The organism is Desulforhopalus sp. (assembly GCA_030247675.1).
Taxonomy (GTDB): Bacteria; Desulfobacterota; Desulfobulbia; order Desulfobulbales; family Desulfocapsaceae; genus Desulforhopalus_A.
On the sequence record JAOTRX010000005.1, the window covers coordinates 305,280 to 324,808 of the forward strand.

19 protein-coding genes are annotated in these 19,529 nt (G+C 46.9%); 13 read left to right on the plus strand and 6 right to left on the minus strand.

The window, feature by feature from the left end:
- The first annotated feature begins 70 nt into the window (after positions 1-70).
- From OEL83_12835 to OEL83_12850, 4 genes are read left to right on the plus strand one after another with little or no spacing between them, the layout of a single operon-like run.
- The gene (locus OEL83_12835) at positions 71-526 is read left to right on the plus strand and encodes a chemotaxis protein CheW (protein MDK9707927.1); all 456 of its coding nucleotides are present in this window, start codon (positions 71-73) and stop codon (positions 524-526) included.
- An 8-nt stretch (positions 527-534) separates the two neighbouring features.
- The gene (locus OEL83_12840; GenBank protein MDK9707928.1) at positions 535-1,674 is read left to right on the plus strand and encodes a chemotaxis response regulator protein-glutamate methylesterase; all 1,140 of its coding nucleotides are present in this window, start codon (positions 535-537) and stop codon (positions 1,672-1,674) included.
- Positions 1,675-1,715: 41 nt separating this feature from the next.
- The gene (locus tag OEL83_12845; GenBank protein ID MDK9707929.1) at positions 1,716-2,549 is read left to right on the plus strand and encodes a protein-glutamate O-methyltransferase CheR; all 834 of its coding nucleotides are present in this window, start codon (positions 1,716-1,718) and stop codon (positions 2,547-2,549) included.
- Positions 2,550-2,561: 12 nt separating this feature from the next.
- The gene (locus OEL83_12850) at positions 2,562-3,131 is read left to right on the plus strand and encodes a response regulator (GenBank protein MDK9707930.1); all 570 of its coding nucleotides are present in this window, start codon (positions 2,562-2,564) and stop codon (positions 3,129-3,131) included.
- Between the two features lie 50 nt (positions 3,132-3,181).
- Here the strand turns inward: OEL83_12850 and OEL83_12855 are convergent, their stop codons facing one another.
- Positions 3,182-4,564 (minus strand): pentapeptide repeat-containing protein, encoded by a 1,383-nt coding sequence (locus OEL83_12855; protein MDK9707931.1) that lies wholly within the window; start codon positions 4,562-4,564, stop codon positions 3,182-3,184.
- 161 nt (positions 4,565-4,725) lie between these two features.
- The gene (locus OEL83_12860) at positions 4,726-5,217 is read right to left on the minus strand and encodes a thermonuclease family protein (protein MDK9707932.1); all 492 of its coding nucleotides are present in this window, start codon (positions 5,215-5,217) and stop codon (positions 4,726-4,728) included.
- A gap of 312 nt (positions 5,218-5,529) precedes the next feature.
- Here OEL83_12860 and OEL83_12865 point away from each other — a divergent pair, with 312 nt between their 5' ends.
- Positions 5,530-6,003 carry a cyclic nucleotide-binding domain-containing protein gene (locus tag OEL83_12865; protein ID MDK9707933.1) on the plus strand — a complete coding sequence of 158 codons (474 nt, stop codon included), beginning with the start codon at positions 5,530-5,532 and terminating at the stop codon, positions 6,001-6,003.
- Positions 6,004-6,132: 129 nt separating this feature from the next.
- Positions 6,133-7,602 (plus strand): sigma-54 dependent transcriptional regulator, encoded by a 1,470-nt coding sequence (locus OEL83_12870; GenBank protein ID MDK9707934.1) that lies wholly within the window; start codon positions 6,133-6,135, stop codon positions 7,600-7,602.
- An 82-nt stretch (positions 7,603-7,684) separates the two neighbouring features.
- Here the strand turns inward: OEL83_12870 and OEL83_12875 are convergent, their stop codons facing one another.
- The 4 genes from OEL83_12875 to OEL83_12890 form a co-directional block, all read right to left on the minus strand.
- Positions 7,685-10,180, minus strand: coding sequence for a hypothetical protein (locus OEL83_12875; GenBank protein ID MDK9707935.1), 2,496 nt, complete (start codon positions 10,178-10,180; stop codon positions 7,685-7,687).
- 260 nt (positions 10,181-10,440) lie between these two features.
- Positions 10,441-10,917, minus strand: a complete 477-nt coding sequence (locus OEL83_12880) for a chemotaxis protein CheX (GenBank protein ID MDK9707936.1) — start codon at positions 10,915-10,917, stop codon at positions 10,441-10,443.
- Between the two features lie 82 nt (positions 10,918-10,999).
- A complete protein-coding gene (locus tag OEL83_12885) occupies positions 11,000-11,449 on the minus strand; it encodes a chemotaxis protein CheX (GenBank protein ID MDK9707937.1) in 450 nt (149 codons plus the stop codon).
- A gap of 133 nt (positions 11,450-11,582) precedes the next feature.
- Positions 11,583-12,017, minus strand: coding sequence for a response regulator (locus tag OEL83_12890; protein MDK9707938.1), 435 nt, complete (start codon positions 12,015-12,017; stop codon positions 11,583-11,585).
- Between the two features lie 479 nt (positions 12,018-12,496).
- Here OEL83_12890 and OEL83_12895 point away from each other — a divergent pair, with 479 nt between their 5' ends.
- The 7 genes from OEL83_12895 to OEL83_12925 all read left to right on the plus strand — a co-directional run bounded on the left by OEL83_12895 (position 12,497) and on the right by OEL83_12925 (position 19,510).
- Positions 12,497-14,743, plus strand: a complete 2,247-nt coding sequence (locus OEL83_12895) for a tetratricopeptide repeat protein (GenBank protein ID MDK9707939.1) — start codon at positions 12,497-12,499, stop codon at positions 14,741-14,743.
- Between the two features lie 41 nt (positions 14,744-14,784).
- Positions 14,785-15,195: a flagellar basal body rod protein FlgB gene (flgB, locus tag OEL83_12900; GenBank protein ID MDK9707940.1), complete on the plus strand. Its 411-nt coding sequence runs from the start codon at positions 14,785-14,787 to the stop codon at positions 15,193-15,195.
- A 93-nt stretch (positions 15,196-15,288) separates the two neighbouring features.
- Positions 15,289-15,720 (plus strand): flagellar basal body rod protein FlgC, encoded by a 432-nt coding sequence (gene flgC, locus OEL83_12905; GenBank protein MDK9707941.1) that lies wholly within the window; start codon positions 15,289-15,291, stop codon positions 15,718-15,720.
- A 5-nt stretch (positions 15,721-15,725) separates the two neighbouring features.
- On the plus strand, positions 15,726-16,025 hold the full coding sequence (fliE, locus tag OEL83_12910; protein MDK9707942.1) for a flagellar hook-basal body complex protein FliE: 300 nt from the start codon (positions 15,726-15,728) through the stop codon (positions 16,023-16,025).
- A 76-nt stretch (positions 16,026-16,101) separates the two neighbouring features.
- Positions 16,102-17,730, plus strand: a complete 1,629-nt coding sequence (gene fliF / locus OEL83_12915) for a flagellar basal-body MS-ring/collar protein FliF (protein ID MDK9707943.1) — start codon at positions 16,102-16,104, stop codon at positions 17,728-17,730.
- 6 nt (positions 17,731-17,736) lie between these two features.
- Entirely contained in the window at positions 17,737-18,741 is a 1,005-nt protein-coding gene (gene fliG / locus OEL83_12920) for a flagellar motor switch protein FliG (GenBank protein MDK9707944.1), read from the plus strand.
- On the plus strand, positions 18,728-19,510 hold the full coding sequence (locus OEL83_12925; GenBank protein MDK9707945.1) for a flagellar assembly protein FliH: 783 nt from the start codon (positions 18,728-18,730) through the stop codon (positions 19,508-19,510). The genes fliG and OEL83_12925 overlap by 14 nt, the downstream gene beginning before the upstream one ends.
- Positions 19,511-19,529 lie beyond the last annotated feature (19 nt).

A 19,529-nucleotide genomic window follows, 5' to 3' on the forward strand; every position in this document is an offset into this window, starting at 1 on the left:
CTCTGTGGGATTCTAAAAAGGAATTAAAGTTACGCAACCGATCGACTCGCAACAACAACATGGTAGAAATATGTCAGAAAATAAAATAACAGACAACCGTAGAATCGTGGAACTTGCCACCTTTTATGTCGGTGATGCATTGTGCGGCATGGATATTCTGAAGGTGCAGGAAATCAATAAGCTTATGCAAATGACCAAGGTGCCCCAGGCCCCCGATTACGTAGTCGGCATACTGAACCTCAGGGGGCAGATCGTCACTATTATCGATCTTGGGTTAAAACTTGGTCTCGGCTCCACCGATCTCTCCCAGGATCCAAGAAATATCATTGTCAACTCCGCGGGCGCCCATGTGGGGCTGCTGGTGAGGAAGATCAGTGATGTGGTCTCAGCCGACATGGAAAGAAGAGAGGCAGCTCCTGCGAACATGCGAGGCATCCAAGGCGAGTTTTTCACTGGAGTTTACAAAACAGATAACAACCTCATTGGCATTTTGAATGTCGATAAAGTGTTAAGCCTCGAGGATTAATAGGTCGCATGCTTGGTACAAAAAATCTTCGTGTCCTTGTTGTTGATGATACTATAGTTTACCGCAAGGCTGTATCTGATATAATTAGTGAAATTCCGGGTGTCGAACTTGCCGGGGTAGCCCATAACGGAAAGATCGCCCTATCAAAGATTCAAACCCTGAAACCGGATATCCTGACTCTCGATATTGAGATGCCGGAGATGAACGGGATTGAGGTGCTGGCAGCATTACAAAAGAGCTATCCCGGCATTGGTGCAATCATGCTCTCGACCTTGACGGCCGAGGGCAGCGATATGACCATGCGAGCGCTGGAGCTGGGCGCCTTCGATTTTATTCTCAAGCCGCAGAGTAAGAACCAGATTGAGGGCAAGAAAGAAATCAAGGCGGCCCTCGAACCCATCCTCAAGGCCTTTGCCAAATCAAGATGTGCGGCATCGCTGATCAGCAACAAAGGGAAGATTCCCGCTAGCCCAGCATTGACGCGCGGGACCGTTACCAGCCAGCCTGCTGGGGGAATGAAGGTTTTTAAACCCCTTACGGCTAAACCTGCTCCAAGCAGCATTCGACGAGGGAAATCAGAGATTGTCGCCATAGGTATTTCCACAGGTGGACCGAACGCCCTCAGTCAGATGCTTCCCAAGCTCCCCGGAGACCTCGGGGTGCCGGTGCTTATTGTACAGCACATGCCTCCGGTATTTACCAAATCCTTGGCTGCAAGCCTCGATAAGAAATGTGCATTAACCGTCAAGGAAGCCACAAATGGTGAAAACATTCTTCCCAATGTTGTGTATATTGCCCCAGGCGGCAAACAGATGAAGCTTGTTGCCGGCACCGATGGCATGAATCGCCGAATAAAAATCACCGATGACCCCCCGGAAAACTCGTGCAGACCATCTGTTGACTATCTCTTTCGGTCAGTTGCCGATTATTATGTCGGTCGCGCCACCGCAGTAATCATGACCGGGATGGGTTCGGACGGAACTCAGGGCCTCGGGGTATTAAAAAGCAAATCGGCTTTTATTATCGGCCAGGATGAAGCCTCCTGCATCGTTTATGGCATGCCCAAGGCCCCGGCTGATCTTGGCTATCTTGATGTTGTTTCCCCTCTTAGCAAAATTGCTGATGAAATTGTCCGGAGTGTGAAATAGCCATGATCCATTCGTTTTTCTTAATCGATTTCTGAGTTGCGATGATAAAGATCAACCCCGCAGAACTGAAGCTCGTCGCCCAATATATTCAGGAGATTTCCGGGATATTTTTGGACCAGAGCAAATCGTATCTGTTTGAAACTCGATTAAGCTCCGTTGCCGAAGCGAATGGCTGCAAATCATACCAGGAACTGCAGGCTAAGGCGAAGAAAGACCCAACAAAGGCTATTGAGAAGGCAATAATCGATGCCATCACCACCAACGAGACCCTGTTTTTTCGTGATAAAGGCCCATTTGAATTGATGCAGCATAAAATTCTCCCGGAAATTATCGATAAACGATCGTCAAAATCATCGTTAAAAACGCAGGTGCGAATTTGGAGTGCAGCGGCATCAACGGGACAGGAGTTGTACTCCATCGCCATAGTTATCAAAGAGCTGATCAAAGACGCCCCGGGATATGCCTTCACCCTTCTCGGCACGGACATTTCCGATGCAGCAATCGCCCAGGCGAGTTATGGCAAATATAACCGGTTCGAAATTGAACGCGGATTGGATAAAAGATACCTGCAAAAGTTTTTTACTCTTTTCGGCGACTCCTGGAAGATTAAAGACGAAATCAGAGCGATGGTAAACTTTAGAAAACTCAACCTGATGCATTCTTTCACCGCTCTCGGAAAATTTGACATCATTTTTTGCCGAAACGTCGCAATCTACTTCACCCTCGAAGATCGCAAGAAACTTTTCAATAAGCTCGCCGACAGTCTTGCCGATGATGGATACCTTGTAATAGGGTCTACGGAGTCTCTTTCAGGTGTCTGCCCCAGGTTTATACCAAAGCGGCACTTGCGATCAATTTTTTACCAAAAGCAATAAAGAGGCCTTCCCATGAAAAATCTCTCCATTCTGGTTGTCGATGATGATCCCGTTATCAGACGCTTACTCCAGCAACGGTTAAAGAAAGAACGGTACGTGGTGCAAGTGGCCAAAGACGGCTATGAAGCTGAAAAACTCCTCCGCAAGCAGTCCTTTGATGTGGTTCTCACCGACCTTATGATGCCCGGCGGCATCGGTGGCATAGAAGTTCTTGAGATAGCAAAAGAAACGAACAGTCAAACCGAGGTACTGCTAATCACCGCACACTCCTCAATAGACACCGCAGTTGCTGCGATGAAGAAAGGTGCCGCAGATTATCTGGAAAAGCCGATAAACTTTGACGAGTTGTTTCTGCGCCTGGACAAGATTGCCAATATGCAAACCATCCTGCGCGGCGCCCAAGACCTGCAGATCGCTATTAACACGACGGAAAGTGCCGCCTCGCAAACGATTCAAAATTTGGAAATGCAGGCAGCAAAAATGCGCCAAGCCCTTGACGAGATTGAGAACGTCCTGCGCAACGACCACCTTGCCGAAGACAGTAGAATCGCCAAAGCACTCGATATTCTTTCAAATGCCTAAACTGCTCCGGCACACTTTAGCGGCAATACGTCCTGCAGCTGGTAAAAGAGTTATTTGCCCGCGGCCTCAATCGCCTCCGCAAGACCCACAGCAGAGGATCTCTTCGCATCATCAAACATTGTCCCAGCCACTTTTGCACCGGTAAAATCAGCACCGGTCAAATCGGCTTTATATAAATCGGCATTCTTAAGATTTGCTTCACGCAGATCTGCTTTCACAAGCTGAGCGCCTTTCAGATTCGCTTCTTTCAGATTGGCTTTCCCGAGATTACAGCCGCTCAGGTTGGATTTTTCCAGATCTGCTCCAGCAAGATCCTTTCCGGAGAGATCAAGACCGGAGAGATCGCAAGCAAAACACCTATTCTTATCGAGCAGTTTCGCCAAATTGTCGTCCTTAATTTTATCCGGGGAAACCTCTTTGCTCGTCTCGCGGGCCCCACCTTTCACTGCAGATTTGTCGCTGGCGGCCTTGGTTTCAGACACCTTAGTTGATTTGGGCGGGTTGACAGCTGCCCCTTGCGACTTATCCTTCACCGCTTTGTCATCGACAGTTTTCGCCGCTACAGGTTTGACATCCGCTTTTCTACTGCTATTGTCATCAGATTTCTTTGGGGACGCCGCGACCGTCGGTTCCGCAGCAGCATTTTTTTTTGCTTCCGATTTGCCTGGCAGTTCCTGGGGAGCAGGTACAGTTGCTGCAGTTTTGTCGGCTTTGTCGGGGGGAACATCCACAACCGCCTTCTGGAAAAATGCCGCTTTCTTGGCCTCTGGAGCTTGGGCAAGAGCCCCGGAGCCCTGCTGCACAGTCCCTTTTGGTGCAGCATCGGGTTTTGTAACTGCTATGTTAGTTTCTTTAATTTCCTGAACTGCTGCGATTTTTGAGCTTGCTTTCTCGCTCCCGCTATCCTGAACAATTTTTGCCTCCCTTTTCACCGGGCTTTGTTTTGGTTTTTCAGGATCGGCAATATAAATCTTCTTATCCGCTCCGCCGTCAATTCCTTTTTCACCAGATTTGGCAGAGATAAACTTGCCGTCAAATTTTGCCCCCTGATGATAGGCATTATCGAGAGACGTTCCCCGGAGGTCAGCTCCGCGCAAATCGGCATCACTCAAATCTGTGCCGCCAAGGGTGGCTCCGCGGAGGTTGGCATTTTGTAAATTTGCGCCAGCGAGATTGGTCAAAGAGAGCTTCGCGGTTGAGAGATCCGATCCCTCTAGGTCGACACCGGACAGGTCAAGCCGATTCATAGTCAGTCCTGAAAGATCACACCCCTTGCAGCTTCTGGTTTTAATAAGTTTTTCTAAATTTTCCTTGGCCCCTGAAGTTTCAGCAGCAACCGCTGTTCCGCCTGTCGACAAAACAAGCGGTAAGGTACATGCCATAATCAAAGTATATACTTGCCAATATCTTTTCATAGAGAATCTCTTTCCCATGTAGTTTCATTAAGATTTGCTGCCAAACCCGCTAAGCCACGCACACAATGGGCTTATAGAACTGCGGACTTTACAATATTTCATGATAAACCGCCAATGTTTGCAGCCATACCAGAAAATCTGTTTACACAATTATTGATTGGTTCCAACCATATTTAAGCTCAATAGCGCCTATCTGCCCTTTTCCATATCCACGGTGCCACCGGCGAGGTATCCTGCCATAGCCCCCATCTGTCATACCGAGCCCTTTCTTCCATCTCCATCCACTTCCGACAGAAGTCTTTATGGCAGTAGCGAGGTGACACCCATGCAAATCCGGCTTTGACAAGATCTCTATTCAGAACCTGTTTACCCTTTTCAACCACGGCGACCGTCCTCTTATAGGAATCAATATATTCGGGGAAAACTGTCACTCTATCGCCATTAACCCAATTCTTGACAAACTGTTTCGCAGCATCGGCAAAGGGTTGATTGTGTTCTGGGGCATCAAGCCCATACAATCGAACTTCGATGGTTATACCTTTTGCTGCAATAAGTAAGGAATCGCCGTCAATGACTTTTTTTACCGTCCCCAAAAAGGATTCTCCTGTGTCAGCAAAAGAAGGGCAACACAAGAATACTGCTGTTATTACAGTAATTATTCTAAAAAACATTGGGCCATTCCTAAAAAATGGTAAAATTGCGGACAAATCAGATCAAAAAGAATAGTCAGTTTCCACATCAGGCAAAAGTTTGCGTGATCTATCTATCACTGAACGCCCTACCAATCAGAAAACACTATTGTTTTATGTCCTTTTATTATGATATGCTTGGTTTCTAAGAACTTTGGAATGTTGTTTCGGCAGTTTTTGAACACTATAGAAGATTTTTGCGAGATGATAAAATACCGGATATCAACAAACGCCCCGGCTGCCGGTTGGCATTAACTCTCTACCCATCATTCTACTGCTATGCCCCTAAAAGCTATGCGGAAAAGTGAAGAGGAAACCAGGAGCTTCCTTGAAAACCTGCCTATCTTCACGAGTTTTAATGTTGATGAGCTATCAGTTCTAGCCAGGCACATGAGCTATATTCAATTGCAGCGAGGTGAGCATCTTTTTGTTGAAGGCGACCAGGGATCATTCATGGGATTTGTTGTCAACGGCATCCTCGAAGTTCAAAAACGCAGTGAAACTGGGGAGAACATCACCCTAGCACGATTAACCAAAGGAAGCTCCATTGGCGAAATGGCACTCATCGACAAATCACCCAGGTCAGCAACGGTTATAGCCAAGCAGGCTGCGACAATGGTGACTCTTACCGACCGCGGTTTTGACCTTCTTGCCGATAAATATCCAGCTCTTGGCATCAAAGTAATACGGAAAATCGCCAGACTTTTAAGCCTTAACATGAGAAGAACCTCCAGCAAACTCGCGGACCTCATGCAATCGTCTCTATAAATGGACGATTATTTCCTTACCAATTATTTTCATCATAAGGGTCCAGAGAATGATCTGCGAAAGGCACATCTCCCCATTGTGGGGTGTCAGATAACTCTCTACCCGATAGCTGCTGGCTGAAGACATCACATGGCTGTAATACCAAAAATACTCATCGCCGACAGAGATATCGATGGACTGACGGCCTGTTTGGAAAAACTCCAATTCTCATCCCCCTGCACCCTTTCACACGTCTTCTCAGAAGACGATCTACAGGCGTCTCTTGCTGATTCTCCAATTGAAATATTGATTCTAGACCTCAGCTTCCCTGTACATTCAGACGGAATTTCTCTTGTCACCACGCTGCGTACCCAATTTCCCAAAATGGCAATTTTGCCTATAATTCCAGCAGGTCAACCTCATCTGATTAAGCAATTGCTGGCGCTGGACCTGTTTTTTTATATCCACAAACCTATTGATCCGGTTGAGACACGTATAGCCCTGAAACGTGTCTATGAAACCCTGACCTTTTCGGAAGAACAAAAAATCGTTATTGACGCCTCAAATAGCAGCAATTTTCATGGAATGATCGGGGCAACCGATATCATGCAACAACTTTTTGATATGATAACCCGAGTTGCTGATGATGATGTGTCTACCGTCCTGATCCGCGGCGAATCAGGTACTGGGAAGGAAATGGTTGCCAAGGCAATTCATGCCGAAAGCAGGCGCCGGAACAAAAATTTTGTGCCTGTTAATTGCGCGGCCATCCCCGACGATCTCCTGGAAAGCGAACTCTTCGGCTACACCAAAGGCGCCTTTACTGGGGCGGCAGCGAACAAGATCGGCAGGATCCAATACGCAGACCAAGGGACACTCTTTCTCGATGAGATTGGCGATATGAAGGCTTCCCTTCAAGCAAAATTGCTGCGCGTCATCCAGGAAAAAGAGTTCGAACCGGTCGGCGCATTGAAATCAATCCCGGTAAACACCAGAATCCTCGCTGCAACCCATTGTGACCTGGAGAAGTTGGTCAATGAAGGAAAGTTCCGAGAAGATTTATATTATCGTATCAGCGTCATCCCCCTCAACATTCCGGCACTGAAGGAGAGAGCCGCCGACATTCCTCTTATTATTGATGCCTTTGTGGAAAAATATGCCCGGCAACGCGGTCGCGAGCCATTTCACTTTTCGCCGGAGGCGATGGCGGCAATAACCTATTATGAATGGCGAGGCAATGTCAGAGAGTTAGAGAACCTCATCCAACACATGAGCATACTCTATTCCGGGAAAATTGTTCAGCGCCGCGATCTCCCGGAAAAATTTCACAAAGTGATTATTCCCGCCGAAAAGAAAGTCGAAGCAAAGAAACCCGTATCGTTAAAAAAACAGGAGCAACCTGATGATATACCCGCTCCCGCCCATTCTCTTTCTCTGCAAAACGGCCCGATAGATTTTAATGAATTGATCAACGATTTCGAGACGCAGTTGATCATCCAGGCGATGAAACTCACGGAAGGAAACAAGAAAGAGGCCGCCCGTCTCCTTAGTTTAAAGCGAACGACACTCCTGGAAAAAATCAAGAAGAAAGATATCGAAGGCTTGTGGGAAAAAAGCTGAATTGAGCAGCTTGCCTGCTCATGCGGAACTTATGTGCTTTGCAGCGAAGACAATAGGATTCACTCTGAACTGTCCGGTGGCATCAGGCTGCTTTCTGTAAAAGATTATTTGCCACATTTTCTGCGATATCGTCCTTGGAGGCTGGAGTCAGCAAGATATCCCGAACACCGTATTTGACTGCCTTGATGACCTTGGTCCTCGTCCAGCCCGGCCCTGCAGCGATCAACGGCAACGAACAGGAAGAGCTGATTTTTATCGCAGCGCCAAAGGCCTGTTCATTAACGTCCTTCATGACCAGATATATCGCCTTAAGCTCGCCCGGTATGTAATTATGCACATTGTCCTTAAATGACAAGGTTTTCACGACGAAGTCCATTCCCCCGAGAATTGCCGAAATCTTCGCCGATTCCACATCGTCATCACCAATCAACAGTATGTCCGGGATAGCGCTTCTGTTCTCAGTTCGGCTGAATTCCTGAGCTGCGGGCGTTTGTGCATCCTCTTCAATTTGCGCCTCTTCCACTTCCAACAAACCAGTCAACCCAAGCAGGCTTAAGGGAAATAGAATCTGCACCTTGCCAAGAACATTCTCTCCGAGCGAAAGCTCTGAACTGCTCAGATAAAAATAACCATTGGGAAAAGGGTCGTCCGAATCAATCTCCACCTTCATCGGGGACACTTGTTGAAGGTCGGTTTTTACAAAGCGAATATTTTTCGTGTACTGCTCTTCGAAAACCGAGGTGTACACACCAGCGATGATATTAGCGATCTCACCATATGCATCCTTTGTATCCTCACCGAATACTTCACTGCTAACAACTGATTCAAGTTCCTGGGCGGGAAGCATGATCAGCACCCCCCCGACGCGAATAGCATCACGGAGATTAATTGTTAGATAGCTCTTCCCCTCCAGCTCACCAACCACGTCCATGTGGGCGATCACCTGTTTCCCGGATACCTCTTCAAGGAAGAAATTCTCCTTGGCAACCACCTTGTTTTCTTGATTATTGAGGTGGACGTCCGTGCCAAGAAGAGCGCTCACCTCATCAACCATCTTATCTCGACAAGCGGCAAGAAGCTTATCAACCAATTTTTTATGCTTTTCAGCATTGGTTTTCGCCAGGGAAATGACACCCTCAGGCTTTCTTGGTGGTAGGTTGTCTTTGCTGTTTGAACTCTCTTTCGATCCCGTATTTTGGATGGCATTATCGGGCTGGACAGAGGTAACCGGGGCCTCGGCAGCGACGGGAGGCACCTCATCCTCGACAATTATTTCCAGTTGAAGGAGATGAGCCGGGAAAAGCATATGTACCTCGCCCAGCTGTTTGCCGGAGACGAGGAGCTGCATGCTCTGGCAATAATACTCTTGATTCGGGATCGGCTCTTCCGAGTCGACGGCCACCTTATTTGGCGAGACCTGGTCGAAAGCCTTTCTGATAAAACGAAGTTTTTTCGGGTACTGCTCTTCAAATACCGCGGTGTATACACCCGACACTATATTTGCGACTTCACCAAAGGCATCCCGAGCATCATCATTGAACTCTTCCTCATTAACAACGGTAATAAGTTCTGACGGAGGAAGCATAATAAGCACTCCGCCAAGATGAATCGCATCTTTAAGCCCTACAGTAAAATAGCTGGCTCCCTGTAGATCGCCAACCATCTCCATGTTTGTCACTACTTGTTTGCCAACGACTTTCTCAGAGAAGAATTCTTCCTTGCTTATGAGTTTGGTATCCAACTCATCGAGCGTAACGTCAACGCCGAGAAGTGTACTTACCTCTCCTGAGAGTCTCTTCTCGCATTCCGCAAGAATACGATCGACTTTTTTCTTGTGTTGCTCTCTATCGAACTTCGGTTTTGGCGGTGATTTTATTTCCGGAGCAGCACTGCTTTGTCCAGCCGAAGTGTCAATTGGCTTTCCAACACTTGGGCTAACCGGTGCTGCGGCCTCCGCTTTCTCTTTTTCAACCGGCGGTGCCTTAGGCTGAGGCGGAGCTGTCACCTCAACTTCAAGACCAAAGGGTTTTGCCGGAAAAAGAATAACCAGGTCTCCCATCTGCCGTCCTTCGAGGAGCATGGAACTCGACATCAGGTACAGGGTCTCATCGGCCACAGGGCTGTCTGATTCAATAATCACTTTCGCCGGTGCAAGAGTCTGTTGCTCCTTACGGATAAGGCGACAGGCCTTAGGGTACATTTCCTCTAAAACCTTGGTGATCGAACCGGCTATGATGTTGGCGATTTCACCGTAGGAATCTTCGACTTCCTCTCTATATTCTTCCCTCCCAATAACTTCTTGTAATTCAGAATCCGGCAGCATGATGAGCGTGCCACCCAGACGAATCGCATCTTTGATGCCAATAAGCAAACACCCTTTGCCATTAATTTCGCCGGATATTTCAATATGGGCGCAAATCTGCTTGCCCATTAGACGGGAAAAGGCCTCCGCCTTTGTCACAAGCTCCTTGTTACCGCTAACGATTGAGAAATCGGCACCCAACAGGGTTCCGACCTCGTCCTGAATCCTTGCCTCGGCAGCATCGAGGATCTTATCAAACCGTTTTTGTTGTTCCATACGGGAAACTGAATGGGGAGAATTTGAAATAATTACCGGATGCTATTCCGAAAGTATTTCTCTGTATCGGCAGGCATTCCTGCTAACTTAACAGGTAAATGATTATTTTTTACCTTAAAGGCATAAGTTTCGTCTGAGCAGGTAAGCTGCTCAACTCAGCTTTAGCTATTGAGTTCAGAAAGAACTACATCTTCTCTCTTAATAGGGGAAAATTCGAAAGACAATCACGAAGCGAGAGCCTTAAAGCACCTTGCAGTGACTTAGTTGGGCATATACATCAGTTCTATCCAAAATATCTCACCTGCCATCTTCAGTGGAACAATTATTCTCTCAGCCCTGGCGGCCCCGCAGACATTGACATTAATTGATTCACCAACTATTGACGTAGGGATGGCCAGCTCAATATTCAAGGATACTTTACTGTACGCAACCTTAAGATTACCGGCGACCATGTTAGCGATCTCCCCTATGGCATCTTTGACATCGTCATCCAACTCCGTTACTTCCATACCTAGAAAACCGCTAGTTATGCTTTTGGCTACCACGTCCGGAAAATGAATCGCCAACACCCCGCGAATATCCCCTCCTAGGCCGATCATTGAGGTAATATTGGATTGAAAGACTTGCCTTTGGTTGAATAAAAAGCTTTCATTCTCCAGATCGACCATCAGCATGGTCGAAAATACATCCTGAGCGCTGTTCACTATTTCTTGACCAACATCAAACTGATCTGCCATCGCGCATTCCCCGGCATCGAAGGAAAAAGGCAGCCCACGAACAATTGAGCTGCCTTCTTCCTATTTATTTAATATAGTTACACTATTTTTCCAGCTGGAGTTCTATTGTGAACTGACCTGTTTCACACGTTAACGGAATGACGATAGTCTCCGCATCCTTATTGGTTTGATAGTCATAATGCTTACCGGAAATGGTGGTTGGAAGCGACAGATTGATATCCCTGCCATTCTCGGAGAGTATTGACTTAACATTACCACCTAGCATGTTCGCCAATTCTCCGACTGCATCTTCGACATCGGAATTAATCTCCTCAACATCCATTCCAAGAAAACTGCTGGTAATAGCAATCGCTACCTTATGTGGAATGTGGATGGCCAATACCCCTTTATGGGTCCCCGCCAAGCCGATCACCCCGGATATACTGTCAATTAAAGGATGAAGCTTGGTATTAGTCTCCATATCCGCTGAAATTTCCATCATCAGCATGGAGGAAAAAATCTCTTTAGCAGCTTCAATGATTCTGTCGCGCAATGTACCTACCTCCTCACAATTATCCTAAGATCCCCAGCTCGCAAGAAGAGATATCCTGAAGGTATGACCTGGTTATTAAGTATCTTTGTTATCAAGCTGAAGGGACAATTCTCCGTAGTCAAACCACACCTGTTTACAAAAGTGGCCCAAGAACTTCATTTACCTTGTCCGGCGTAAAAGGTTTCTTGATAGATCCAAGGGCGCCAAGTGCCTTTGCTTCACCGATGATATCATCACCAGTTTCGGTAGAAATCATCAGAACCGGGATATCCTTCATTCCTGGACGGTTGGCCTTTTCCTTAAGAAAAGAAATCCCATCCATGTTGGGCATGTTAATATCGCTGAGGACGATGTCGACTTTTTTGCTTTCCAGGACCTCTAAAGCTTCCAAGCCATCTGCTGCTTCATATATATTATCAAATTCGATCCCCGCCTGGCGGAGGGATCGGCCGATGATTTTTCTCATTGTGCTTGAATCGTCTACCAGCAGTACGTTCTTTCCCATTATTTTCTCCTGTAATAATTGCCAGCGTTCTCTTTCAGCTACACCAGAAATACCGTGAAGCAACGCCTTTCTTTTTATGCGACAACCACCTCATTGCAGATTTTCCTTAGTCTTTCCAAACTAGTGATTGGCTAATCATATCAAGAAGCAAACGAAAAAATCAAACTAACTCATGAAAAAAGAAGGCAGAAACAAAAAAATTCACAAACCTCCGGTAGCCTTAACCAGCACCAGCACAGAGTCATTATTTTGTCACAACTGCCCACACATGACCTTCACTTTACCTCTATTCAGCGTAAAAACTACTCTGCTAAACCGCCAACCACCCACAGACAATCAACTGGTATATATATTGCAATAACACCTTCATGAAACGCCTATTCCTCTCGATACTGCTGGTCGCCAGTGCTTTTCAGCTTGAGGTGCATGCATCCCAGCTCACCAAGATAATACGTTCAGATTCCAAGGATTTGGTTCAACTCTACTTTTCTTTCGACAAACTCCCCGAATTCAAGGCAACCAGTGATAATCGGCGGGTCGATTTGGTTTTTGCCAATACAATACTGTCCCCAGCACCTACTCTTTTCCCTCCAGACGAAGAAATAGTCAAAATTTTGCCACGCCCCGATAAAAATGATTTGATTGTCTCTCTCTTTTTCAGGTACAAACCGCAACACTTCAGTTTGAAAAAAAGCGCTGATGATAAAATCGTTCTCGTTATCCTTCTTGGTAATGAGTACAGCAAAACATATAAGGAACTGTCCGAAAGGCTGAAGGGAATCAGCGAAGTTGAAAAGATTTCCACCGATTTCTCCAATCCGGTGATTCAATCACCATACAAAAAGGACTGGATGTCATTCTTCTCCAACTACGAATCGCCGGTAACAATTGACGTCCCACTAAAATTTACCCCGCCACCCTTTCCTATTATTCGGTTTCTACCCCCGGGAAAAAAAGCAAATCTTAAAGTCCTTCCCGACGATGCTATGCAATTATTTGAAAAAGGTTCGTCGGGACGTCTGGACGAAAAAATTCTCGAACTCCTCCAGCAAACACAAGATAATGAAACCAAAAAACTTTTGGCCCTTTCTTTGGGCGAAACACTGCTCCATAAGGGTGATTTCGATGGAGCATATCGACAACTGTATGTTCTCAAGGAGCAATACAAAGAAGAATTGCTAGGTACCTACGCCAACTTTCTACTCATACACCTGCGGGCAAAATATCAGGATGCCAATATTGCCGAATATGAATATCAAAATCTTGAGACGACGCTTGGCAAAAACAGCCCACTGGCGCCCTACCTGTATCTCGGCCAGATCGAAGCGGCCTTAGCTTCGAAGAAGCTTAACCATCTGAATACACTTCTGCAGCGCGACGATATCGCCTTGCCGGATATTATCCAGGAGCTCGTACAGATACGCCGAGCAGATTACTGGAATGCAACAAAACAACCGATTAAGGCGTTTGCGTCTTACCAACTGCTCAACACCTCGAAAATCCTCCCCACTCTGCCATATTCCTTGAGCGGTTACTGCGGCTCTTTCTACGAACAAAAAATGTATCAAGATGCAGTGCAGTGCTACGACCAGCTCAGTTCGGTAGTTCCCGACAAATCACTTGTCGGGATTATTTCTTACAGAAAGAATATGGCAAAAATGAAGCTTGAAGAAAGATTCAACCTCATTAATGAATTTTCACTGATTGAAAGTTCCTATTCCGGGACCGAGGCTGGGTTTCGCGCAGGGATGAAAAAAGCTGACCTGCAGTATCTCCAAAACAAAGGTTTTGCCAAACAAGCTCTAGAGAAATACAAAACGATATCTGAAGATTCTCCTCTACGCATCATCCGCGAAGAGGCCTTTTTCAAGATGGCACTCGTCCATTCACAACTTGGCGATAGCGCGCAAAGCATCGAACTGCTCCAGCAGTTTCTCCGCGAATTCTTGGCAGGTGATGTCAGAATTTCGGCGCAAGCCTTGCTCATTGAGCTTCTCCCCGGAGAGATTAAGAGGCATGTCGATCGCAAGGAGTACATAAAAGCGCTCGTCTTGGCTAAAAAGAACAAGGACCTTTTTCAAAAAAGCTGGATAAACAGTAAGTTCCTGATTGACATCGCCGAGGCGTATCACAATGTAGGTCTTTTTGATGAGGCACAAAAACTCTACCTTTACCTGATCGAGATCATGCCTCTTGATCAACGAGAATGGTTATATCTCCCGATGATTAAAGCAACTTTCAATCAAGGCAGTTACAGCTTGGTGGAAGACTATTCGTCACAATACTTTTTTAACTACCCCAAAGGTGAGCATTACCGTGAAATTTTATTATTCCGCTTGCAATCCCTGATCGCTGATGAGCGGTTAGAAGAAGCCCTTCGTCTCCTACCTTCCCCACTACCGGATGACAAAGAACTCTATGATATTGCGGCTATTCTCTACTTTCGAACTGATGATTTCGAGAAAAGCCTAGATATCTTGAAAAAACTTGCCGCAAACCAAACACCACTTCCTCAAAAACAACAATTTATGCTCGCCGAGAGCCTTTTTCAGCAGGGCGCATTAGAGGATGCCGAGGCGGCATATCTACATGTTACCGAAGAAAATACCTTTTATGAACAGTCACTTTTCCGCCTTGCCAGCCTGGAACGAAAAAAAGGAAATGAACAAAAGGCCCTAAGCCTCTTCAAGAAAATTGCCGAAACAGGGAAAAACGCTCATTGGAAAAAATATGCGGAACGGGAATTGCAGTTTGATACTCTGTCGAGAAGGCAGAAAAACAACCGGTAGCAATCACCGCTGCGTGACTACTAATACTTGAAGGAGAAGCAATGGATCCATTAAAGCCATTTGATTCAAATATGCAGCTTCTCAGTAAGGTGCTCGATCTACGCGCTCAAAAAGCTCAGGTAATATCCTCGAATATCGCTAATGCTGAAACTCCTGGATACTCTGCGCAGCGCTTTAATTTCGAAGAAGATCTGGCAATGGCCCTGCGTGGGGGCGGCGTAAAGCTCACCACCTCGCACAGCGCCCATATTCCGCTCGGCCCCTCCAATTTCCACTCGGTCACCGGTAAGATCGTAACCATAGAGGATAAAACCGGAATCGGCGATAAAAACAGTGTCAGTGTCAATCAGGAAATGACGGATTTGTCTGAGAACGAACTGCTCTATGAAACTGCCGCTCAGTTACTGAAAAAGAAAATCACTCAACTGAATATGGTACTTACCGGACAATAAAGCTGAGTTGAGCAGCTTGTCTGCTCAAACGAAAACCTGTCCTTGCGGTATAAAAACAGCATTGCTTGCAAGCTTTAATAAAGAGGAGTCTTTATGGATATTCTCAACACTTTTAAAATCAGCAGTTCCGCCATGCGGGCTCAAAGCCAAAGACTTGACACAATCAGTTCGAATCTGGCTAATGTTGAGACCACTTCAACTCCTGAGGGAGGCCCATACAAAAAGAAATCCGTATATTTCCAAAGCACCCCTCTCAATTTTCAAGAGCAACTAGATGGCCACCTTCGCAACTCCGTACAGGGTGTTAAGGTCACTAAAATAATCGAAGACAAGTCCGAACCAAGAAAGGTTTACAATCCTTCTCATCCCGATGCGAATACCGAGGGATATGTGGCGATGCCCAACGTCAACGTCATGGAAGAGATGGTCGATATGATGTCTGCAACCAGATCATACCAAGCCAATGCCACTGCCATCAAAAGCGCCAAAAGAATGGCCCTTAAAGCCCTGGAAATAGGGAGATAGAAGCGATGAATACGATACATACCACCACTGGAATAGCGCCACACTTAACAAAACCGGGAAATGACAGCGCCGTTGGCCAAGCAGCAGATGGTTTTGGTGACATATTAAAAAATCTCATCAACAAAGTCGACGAGACCCAGGCGGCCGGAGACCTGGCAACCAAGAGCCTGCAAAGCGGTGATGCCAAGCATCTGCACGAGGTAATGATTGCCGTGGAAGAGGCTGATATCTCTTTGCGGATGCTGGTACAAATGCGCAATAAGGCGCTAACAGCCTATGAAGAAATTATGCGCATGCAGATATAATTGTGCTTAATTTTACACAATCAACACCTACGATAACTCCCCTCTTGAGGGAAGATGACCCTAAAAGGATACAATAATGGCAGTAGAAACAAAAAGTATCCAGGTTCCGGAAACAGCAGGCGTGCCTTCGCCGGAAATTGTCAAACCTGAGCGAAAAAACCTTACCACTCTCATTCAGGAGTGGCCGCTGTCCAGGAAAATTGCCACCGGTGCAGTCCTGCTTATCGCTCTTGCCCTCTCTGTTGTCCTCATTCTTCAGGCAAGAACAGCAGACCAGCAACTTCTCTATGCCAATCTCTCAATGAATGATGCCGGTACGGTAGTCAATTGGCTGAAAAACCAAAAAATCGAATACAGCCTGAGAAATGATGGCAAGGACATCTGGGTTTCCGCAAATCAACTCTACCAGACCCGTCTTGAGTTAGCGGCAAATGGCCTGCCCAGCGGTGGCGGCATCGGTTTCGAGGTCTTTGACAAGCAGAGCTTTGCCCTGTCCGATTACGTACAAAAGGTAAACTATACCAGGGCCCTGCAGGGTGAATTGGCGAGAACGATTTCCTCTCTTGCCCCTGTTGAATCGACCCGTGTCCATCTTGCCCTGCCGGAAAAACGCCTGCTCAAAAGTCAGCAAAAAAATGCCACCGCATCGGTAATCGTGACACTCCGGCAAGGGAAAACCCTTGACAAACAGCAGGTTCAGGGAATTATCCATCTGGTTGCCGGCTCGGTAAGTGACCTGGAGCCTGATAATGTCAAGGTAATCGATGCCAATGGAGTCGTCCTTGAGGGACAAAAACAGAAAACCGAGGACAATCTGGTTTCCCTCGACACCCTAGCCTTCCAGCGCGAGGTAGAGCACAACCTGGAGATGCGTGCCCAGGACCTCTTGGACAAAACTATGGGCAGAGATAAGGCAATGGTTCGAGTATCTGCAGCCCTCGATTTCTCCAAAGTGGAAAAGACCCAGGAGCTTTTTGACGCCGACGACCCGGTAATCAGAAGCGAGCAAGTCAACCAAGAATCCACCGGCGTTGACAATAGCGGAGGCGTTCCTGGCGTCCAATCAAATCTGCAGGGCAATGAGTTTCAACAAAGCGCTTCAGCGCCACCTTCTACTAAAAATTCCCGGACCACCAATTTTGAGATAAGCAAAACCATTAGCAAGACTGTCGTTCCCGTTGGAACCATCAAAAAACTCTCCGTTTCCGTGCTCGTAGCCGACAAGGTTCAGCAAAATGAAGGCGGTGGCAGTACCACGACAACCCCAAGAAGCCCTGAGGAAATGAAATCCATTGAAAATATGGTTGGATCGGCAATCGGTCTGGTAGCTGACCGTGGCGACATGATTAATGTTTTATCCATGCCCTTTATTGATCCTGTAAAACCTCAACATGAAGGAGAACAGGTTTCGGCTAATCTATTGTATCAGTATCTTCCCCTTGCTAAATATCTCTTGATAGCATTGGGGATGCTGATCCTCTATTTTCTCCTGATACGACCTGTTGTTAAAACCATGAAAGGTGAAGTAAAACAGCATTATAAAACAGTTGAACAACTTGAACTGGAACAACAGCAAAAGACTGAAGAAGAACCTCTTGAACCACCTCTCCCGGTGGATGAAGCAATTACCGCGTTGCGCCGGGAAGTAAACCACAACCAGGTTCCAACTGCCTTTATTCTTAAAAATTGGATCCAGGAAGGTTGATAGGCTATGGGCATCGAAACGCTTACCGGGCTTAATCGGGTTGCAGTCTTCCTTATTTGTCTTGGTGCCGAAGCAACCTCCAAGATTTTTGAGGAATTGTCCGACGATGAAATCCGCCAGGTGACCAGGACTATGGCCTCTATAGAGCACATTCCGGTCGATGTGAAAGAGAAAGTTTTTGCTGCCTTCCGTGACTCTCAGAAGCGTTACGCCGGACTCTTTGTCAAAGGTGAAGACTTCGCCAAGAAAGCCATTGCCGCAACCCCCGGCGAACAGCGAGCAAATTTCCTTCTTGATCAGTTTGTTTCCGGCACTGAGACAAAATCTCTTGAGACCATTGCCCTGATGGCACCACGCATGGTCGCAGGCCTTCTTGAACACGAACATCCGCAAACAATCGCCTTGGTACTCTCTACCCAGCACATCGAACACGCGGCGGAAATACTGACCAACTTGCCGGAAACGATGCGGGCCGACGTTGTCTACCGCATTTCCAAAATTGAAAAGGTCTCACCTGAGGTAATCACCAGGATAGAGGACGCCCTGCACCGGGAGATAGGTCTGGTCTCCGGAAAAACTCACAAGAAGGTCGGTGGCTTAGAGGCTGTGGTTGGTATTCTCAACCATATGAAAAACAATCTGGAAACCGAGATCCTCGATGAGATGGAACAAAGCGATCCGGAGATGGCAGAGGAAATCAGGAAGAAGATGTTTACCTTCGAACATCTCATTGCCCTTGATGGCCGGTCACTGCAGATGATTCTGCGTGAGGTCAATAACGACGCCCTGACTCTTGCCCTTAAAACCGCCTCAGAACAGATGCGGGAGAAGATTTACGCCAACATGTCCTCCCGTGCCGCCGACATGATTAAAGACGACCTTGAGGCCATGGGACCGGTCCGGCTTTCCGAGGTCGAACTCATGCAGCAGTCAATAGTCAAAATCGCCATGAAGCTTGAAGAAGAAGGCAAACTGGTCCTAGGAGGCGGAGGCGGCGATGAGCTTGTCTAGGTATTTTAAAAATGCTCCTGATTTTCAAGCTGAAAAAATTGTTAAACAGGGTGAGAGTATTACCCCTTCCGGTTGGTCCCCAGACCCACGAAAAAGTGCCAGGCCCTTCCAGTACCAAGAGACCCAGACTCGACCTCTCGCCCAACCCGAAAAACAGTTCAAATTGAATGATATTCCGGAGCCCCCAGCCGAGAAAGTTGCCCCGGAGATCGACACATCGCTTCCTCCCGCCGCTGAACCACAAATCGATCTTAGTCAATATATCCCCCTGACCGTAGCTGAGGGAAAAATTACCGAGGCATATCGGAATGGCGCAAAAGCAGTGTGGGATAAAGCTGAGCAGGATTACGGTGCCGCAACACGATCCCTGCTCAACACCTGCCAGCAACTGGATACACTGCGTGCCACGATAATGAAGAATAGCAGCCAGGAATTGCTTGATCTTTCCATGGCCATAGCCGAAAAAATTTTACGCATTTCGTTGCGCGAACAGGACCAATCCCTGATTGCTACCATCGAAGAAGCCTTAAGGCGAGCAGTGAAGTCGGATGAGTTCACCATCCATGTTCACCCGGATGATTATGATACGATTGTTGCTAAATCGCCCGAGCTCGTCGCCGGTTTGAGCGGACTGAACAACATCGTGGTCAGAAAAGACAACTCGATAGAACGAGGTGGGGCGCGAATTGAATCTGACAATTGCACCATCGATGCAACGATCTCCAGCCAACTGGAACAGATCCGAGAGGAAGTAAAAAGGCACAGTTAGCTCCAACAAAGCACTGCAA

What these genes read in the sequence shown, in the direction of transcription:
- OEL83_12865 (MDK9707933.1), top strand. Translation starts at nt 5,530, where the DNA reads ATGCGGAAAAGTGAAGAGGAAACCAGGAGCTTCCTTGAAAACCTGCCT.
- OEL83_12835 (MDK9707927.1), top strand. Translation starts at nt 71, where the DNA reads ATGTCAGAAAATAAAATAACAGACAACCGTAGAATCGTGGAACTTGCC.
- OEL83_12875 (MDK9707935.1), bottom strand. Translation starts at nt 10,180, where the DNA reads ATGGAACAACAAAAACGGTTTGATAAGATCCTCGATGCTGCCGAGGCA.
- OEL83_12880 (MDK9707936.1), bottom strand. Translation starts at nt 10,917, where the DNA reads ATGGCAGATCAGTTTGATGTTGGTCAAGAAATAGTGAACAGCGCTCAG.
- OEL83_12840 (MDK9707928.1), top strand. Translation starts at nt 535, where the DNA reads ATGCTTGGTACAAAAAATCTTCGTGTCCTTGTTGTTGATGATACTATA.
- OEL83_12925 (MDK9707945.1), top strand. Translation starts at nt 18,728, where the DNA reads ATGAGCTTGTCTAGGTATTTTAAAAATGCTCCTGATTTTCAAGCTGAA.
- OEL83_12855 (MDK9707931.1), bottom strand. Translation starts at nt 4,564, where the DNA reads ATGGGAAAGAGATTCTCTATGAAAAGATATTGGCAAGTATATACTTTG.
- fliF (MDK9707943.1), top strand. Translation starts at nt 16,102, where the DNA reads ATGGCAGTAGAAACAAAAAGTATCCAGGTTCCGGAAACAGCAGGCGTG.
- flgC (MDK9707941.1), top strand. Translation starts at nt 15,289, where the DNA reads ATGGATATTCTCAACACTTTTAAAATCAGCAGTTCCGCCATGCGGGCT.
- fliG (MDK9707944.1), top strand. Translation starts at nt 17,737, where the DNA reads ATGGGCATCGAAACGCTTACCGGGCTTAATCGGGTTGCAGTCTTCCTT.
- OEL83_12860 (MDK9707932.1), bottom strand. Translation starts at nt 5,217, where the DNA reads ATGTTTTTTAGAATAATTACTGTAATAACAGCAGTATTCTTGTGTTGC.
- OEL83_12845 (MDK9707929.1), top strand. Translation starts at nt 1,716, where the DNA reads ATGATAAAGATCAACCCCGCAGAACTGAAGCTCGTCGCCCAATATATT.
- flgB (MDK9707940.1), top strand. Translation starts at nt 14,785, where the DNA reads ATGGATCCATTAAAGCCATTTGATTCAAATATGCAGCTTCTCAGTAAG.
- OEL83_12850 (MDK9707930.1), top strand. Translation starts at nt 2,562, where the DNA reads ATGAAAAATCTCTCCATTCTGGTTGTCGATGATGATCCCGTTATCAGA.
- fliE (MDK9707942.1), top strand. Translation starts at nt 15,726, where the DNA reads ATGAATACGATACATACCACCACTGGAATAGCGCCACACTTAACAAAA.
- OEL83_12870 (MDK9707934.1), top strand. Translation starts at nt 6,133, where the DNA reads ATGGCTGTAATACCAAAAATACTCATCGCCGACAGAGATATCGATGGA.